Source organism: Cellulomonas algicola (assembly GCF_019024305.1).
Taxonomy (GTDB): domain Bacteria; phylum Actinomycetota; class Actinomycetes; order Actinomycetales; family Cellulomonadaceae; genus Cellulomonas; species Cellulomonas algicola.
Genome location: NZ_JAHKSJ010000036.1, coordinates 1 through 4,563, shown reverse-complemented (window position 1 = coordinate 4,563; position 4,563 = coordinate 1). Strand labels below are relative to the sequence as shown.

The following is a 4,563-nucleotide window of genomic DNA, read 5'->3' as shown; positions in this document are numbered from 1 at the left end:
GCACCGTGGCGTACACCTACGAGCACGTGCCGACGGCGACCACGCTCACCGCGACGCCGGCGACCGTGCCGAGCGGTGGCTCCGTGACCCTCACCGCGACGGTGGCGGCCGCGGGCATCGTCCCCGGCGGCGCGGTCGCGTTCACGGTGGCCGGCGGCCAGCCCCGGACGGTGCCGCTCGCCGACGGGACCGCGTCGCTCACCGTCACGGCCGGCACGGCCGGGACGCAGGTCGTCACGGCGGCGTTCGTGGGCGACACGACGTTCGCGTCGTCGACCTCGACGCTCGACCTCGTCGTCACACCGGCGGCCGTGAAGCCCGTGCTCACGGCCGTGCTGCCGCCGGTCGCGTGCACGGCCGGCGGGACCACGGTGCTGCTGGTCGGGCGCAACCTGACCGGCACGACCGGCGTGACGTTCGGGTCGACGGCCGCGGCGTCGTTCCGCGTGGTCAGCGACACCGCGGTGTCCGTGCGGGTCCCGGCGCACGCCGCGGGCAAGGCCGAGGTCCGGGTCACCACGCCGGGCGGCACCACGAAGGCCGTGCCGTTCGTGTACGTCGCGCCGCCGCGCGGCTTCACGTGCCCGAAGGTGGCGGCCGTGTCCTGACGGCCGCGTCGCACGACGACGCGAGGGGTCACCGGGCGCGGCTCGGTGGCCCCTCCCTCGTCGTGGGTGGTCCACGGCAGCATGGGCGACGGACCCGCGGCCGCGTGCGCCGCGGGCGGCGGAGGAGACGACGATGACGTGGTGGATCTGCCGGACGTGCGCTGTCGAGAGCGCCGCACGGTCCGACGTGTGCCCCATCTGCGCCGACGAGCGGCAGTGGGTGCCGTCGACCGGTCAGGAGTGGACGACGCTCGACGCGCTGCAGGCCGAGGGCCACGGCGTCGCGGTCCGCGAGCTCGAGCCGGACCTGTTCGGGCTGACCGTGTCGCCCGGCGTGGGGATCTCCCAGGAGTCGAAGCTGCTGCGCACGCCCGCCGGGATGCTGCTGTGGGACCCGCTGGGCTTTCTCGACGACGCGGCCGTGGCGGCCGTCCGCGCGCTCGGGGACGTGGTCGCCGTGGCGGCGTCGCACCCGCACATGTTCGGCGTGCAGGTGGAGTGGAGCCGCGCGCTCGGCGGGGTCCCCGTGCTGGTGTCGGCGGCCGACGCGGACTGGGTGCAGCGGCCCGACCCCGTGGTCGAGACGTGGGAGGGCGAGCGCGAGGTGCTGCCCGGCGTCGTGCTCTCGCAGCCCGGCGGGCACTTCCCCGGCAGCGCGGTCGTGCACTGGGCCGCGGGCGCCGAGGGCCGCGGGGTGCTGCTGTCGGGCGACACGATCTTCGCCAACCCCGACCGCACGGCGTCGTTCATGCGGTCCTACCCCAACCGCATCCCCCTGTCGGGCGCGGTCGCGCTGCGGGTCGCCGAGCACGTGGCGCGGCGACACTTCGACCGGCTCTACAACAACTTCGACGGCGTCATCCCCGCCGACGCGACCGCCGTCGTCCGGCGGTCGGCCGAGCGGCACGCCGCCTGGACCCGCGGGGACTTCGACGACCTCACCTGACGCGCGCGCGTCGCGCGGTCGACATACCGTCGGGGAGGGCGGACGCCCGTCACCACGGCGGAGCGACCGCACGGCCGCTCCCAGGAAGAGGGAGCACCCGATGAGCAACCCGATCCCCGACCCCGGACGCGTGCCGGACTCGCCGGTGTTCGACGACCTCCCGCCCGACGACCCCCGCCGGGAGGAGGACCCGCTGCCGAGCGACGCGCCACCCGCACCGGACGCGCCCGACGTGCCGGACCGCGGCGACCTGGGCCCGACGACGTCGGCCGGGGAGCCGCCCGACTGAACCGAGGAGCCATCATGTGGGCCTTCTTGATGCGCCGCGTGCGCACCGTCCTCATCGCCGCAGTCGTCGTGCCCGTCGTCTCGGGTGTCGCCGGGAAGATCGCGTCCCGCGTCGAGCACGCACAGGGCGGACCGACGCTCGTGTCGCGCGGCCTGCGGCTCGTGGAGTCGACCGGCCGTCGCGCGCGCCGCGCGCTGGCCTGAGCACGCCCGCCGCGACGGGACGCTGACGCGCTGACGGGATCCGTCCGGTCCACGCCGGCCGGGTCCCGTCGTGCTGCGCCGGTCGACGGGGACCGTCCGCCCTCCGGGCGCGGCACGCCGCTGCACCGGTCCGACGGTTCCATCCGTCCCGCCCGGCGCGGCATGCCGGTCCGACGGTCCGTCCGCCCCGCCGGGCGCGGCGCCTCCGCCGGTGTCAGGTCGGCGTCAGGTGAAGTACGCGCCCCCGTTGACGTCGAGCACCGTGCCCGTCACGAAGGCCGCACCGTCGGAGACCAGGTAGAGCACCGCCTCCGCGACGTCGTCGGGGATCCCCGCCCGGCCGACCGCCGCGGCCGCGACCGCCGCCCGCTGGGCCGGCTCCGGCGTGTGCGTCGCGTGGAACGGGGTGTGCGCGACGAACCCCGGCGCGACCGCGTTCACCGTGATGCGCCTCGGCCCGAGCTCGCGCGCGAGCGCCCGCGTGAACCCCTCGAGCGCTGCCTTCGCGGTCGTGTACGCGACCATGCCCGTCCCGCCGCCGCTGCGGGCCGCCTGCGCACCGATGCTCACGACACGGCCGCCGTCCGGCATGACCGACAACGCCGCACGCGTCGCGTAGAACACCGACGACAGGTTGAGGTCGAGGACGTGGTGCCAGTGCGCGTCGTCCATCGCGGCGAGCATGCGCCGCTCCACGATGCCGCCGACGTTGTTGACGAGCAGGTCGATCCCGCCGCCCAGCGCCGCGGCCGCGGTGCTCACCGCCTTGTCGACGTCCCACGAGTGCCGCGCGTCGACCTGGACCGCCGTCGCCGAGCGGCCCTCCTCCTCGATCTCCGCGACGACCTGCGACGGGTCGTGCGCCAGGTGCGTGACCGCGACGTCCGCACCGGCGCGTGCGAGCGCCACGGCCACCGCGCGACCGATCCCGCTCGCGCCGCCCGTGACGAGCGCGCGTCGCCCCTTCAGCCCTTCGCCCACGTCGTCCTCCCTGACCCGCGCGCGGCGGGTGCGTGCGAGCCGGGCATCCCGGGGTCCGGTCCCCGGACCCGGCGTCGCTGGCGGAACGGTATCGAGGCGCTTCGCCCCAGGAACAGCCCGTACGTCCTTTTCGTCCGTCCGGTCGACACCCACCCGGTCCAACCGCGGCCGAGCGGGTGGCGCTCGTGACGGCCCCAGGCGCCGGGAGGGCCGTCGGGCGGGAGGCCGGGCGGGGGTGCCGGGCGGCTGCGGGGCGGAGGTGTCGGGCGGAGGTGCCGGACGGAGGTGCCGGGCGGGGTTGTCCGCCCGGGCCGGTAACGTCGCCGTCCATGCGTCTGGCCACCTGGAACATCAACTCGATCCGCGCCCGCACCGAGCGGGCCGTGTCCTTCCTCGAGCGCAGCGGCGTCGACGTCCTCGCGCTGCAGGAGACGAAGTGCAAGGACGAGCAGTTCCCCCGCGAGCCGTTCGAGGCCCTCGGCTACGAGGTCGCCACGTCCGGGTTCAGCCAGTGGAACGGTGTCGCGATCGTGTCGCGCGTCGGGATCGAGGACGTCGAGGTCGGGTTCCCCGGCATGCCGACGTGGGGCGAACCCGCCGTCGCGGAGGCCCGGGCGCTCGGCGCGACGTGCGGCGGCGTCCGCGTCTGGAGCCTGTACGTCCCGAACGGGCGTGAGGTCGACGACCCGCACTACGTCTACAAGCTCGAGTGGCTCGCGCGGCTCCGCGACGCGGCCGAGGGCTGGCTCGCCGCCGACCCTGCCGCACCGTTCGCGCTCGTCGGGGACTGGAACATCGCGCCGCTCGACACCGACGTGTGGGACCCCGCCTGGTTCGCGGGCCGCACGCACGTCACGCCCGCCGAGCGCGACGCGTTCACCGCGCTCGCCCGGGCCGGGCTCACCGAGGTCTCCCGCGAGCACCTGCCCGCCGAGCACACCTACACCTACTGGGACTACCAGCAGCTGCGGTTCCCGCGGAACCAGGGCATGCGCATCGACCTCACGTACGCCTCGCCCGCCCTGGCCGCACGGGTCGCGGGCGCGACGATCGTGCGGGACGAGCGCAAGGGCAAGGCACCCTCCGACCACGTCCCCGTCGTGCTCGACATCGGCGACCGACCGACCTCCTGAGCGGGGGGTCCGCGCGTGGGCGCGGTCGGCTAGGTTGCGGCCATGAGCAACGAGCCGGGCGGGCCGACGCCCGAGCACAACCCCTTCGCCGCACCGGACGACCCGAAGCCGTCGCCCGGGACGACGCAGCCCGTGCCGCCTCCCCCGAGCGGGTACGAGGCCGTGCCGGACGCCGCGACGGCGCCGGGGCAGCCGCCCGTCGGGCACCAGCCGGCCGCCGGGCAGCCGTACGGGCAGCAGCCGTCCGGGCAGCAGGCACCCGCGCCGCAGCCCTCCGGGCAGCAGCCGTACGGGCAGCCGGCGCCGGCGCCGCAGCCGTACGGCCAGCCGCCGTACGCCCAGCCGCCGGCGGGTCAGCAGCCCGGCCAGGGTTCGCCGCAGCCGTCCGGCCCACCGTCGGCCT

The 4,563-nt window shown here is 76.2% G+C and carries 6 protein-coding genes and 1 pseudogene; 6 read left to right on the top strand and 1 reads right to left on the bottom strand.

Translation table 11 applies throughout. The features are described from left to right. From KOV94_RS19755 to KOV94_RS19740, 4 genes are all read left to right on the top strand, one after another. Positions 1-608, top strand: a 608-nt coding sequence (locus tag KOV94_RS19755) for an Ig-like domain repeat protein (RefSeq protein WP_218052965.1), incomplete at its 5' end; no start/stop codon positions are given. Positions 609-741: 133 nt separating this feature from the next. Continuing rightward, positions 742-1,554 carry an MBL fold metallo-hydrolase gene (locus KOV94_RS19750; protein WP_124341588.1) on the top strand — a complete coding sequence of 271 codons (813 nt, stop codon included), beginning with the start codon at positions 742-744 and terminating at the stop codon, positions 1,552-1,554. Positions 1,555-1,654: 100 nt separating this feature from the next. Next, positions 1,655-1,843, top strand: coding sequence for a hypothetical protein (locus KOV94_RS19745; protein ID WP_160142814.1), 189 nt, complete (start codon positions 1,655-1,657; stop codon positions 1,841-1,843). Between the two features lie 14 nt (positions 1,844-1,857). Beyond that, the gene (locus tag KOV94_RS19740; RefSeq protein ID WP_124341590.1) at positions 1,858-2,046 is read left to right on the top strand and encodes a hypothetical protein; all 189 of its coding nucleotides are present in this window, start codon (positions 1,858-1,860) and stop codon (positions 2,044-2,046) included. Positions 2,047-2,271: 225 nt separating this feature from the next. On the opposite strand, the gene KOV94_RS19735 is transcribed toward KOV94_RS19740, so the two are convergent. Beyond that, positions 2,272-3,027: an SDR family NAD(P)-dependent oxidoreductase gene (locus KOV94_RS19735; protein WP_124341591.1), complete on the bottom strand. Its 756-nt coding sequence runs from the start codon at positions 3,025-3,027 to the stop codon at positions 2,272-2,274. Positions 3,028-3,356: 329 nt separating this feature from the next. Here KOV94_RS19735 and KOV94_RS19730 point away from each other — a divergent pair, with 329 nt between their 5' ends. Together KOV94_RS19730 and KOV94_RS19725 are read left to right on the top strand one after the other, a co-directional pair. Continuing rightward, positions 3,357-4,160, top strand: a complete 804-nt coding sequence (locus tag KOV94_RS19730; protein ID WP_124341592.1) for an exodeoxyribonuclease III — start codon at positions 3,357-3,359, stop codon at positions 4,158-4,160. Positions 4,161-4,202: 42 nt separating this feature from the next. Then, positions 4,203-4,563: pseudogene (locus KOV94_RS19725) on the top strand (hypothetical protein); the annotation flags it as partial.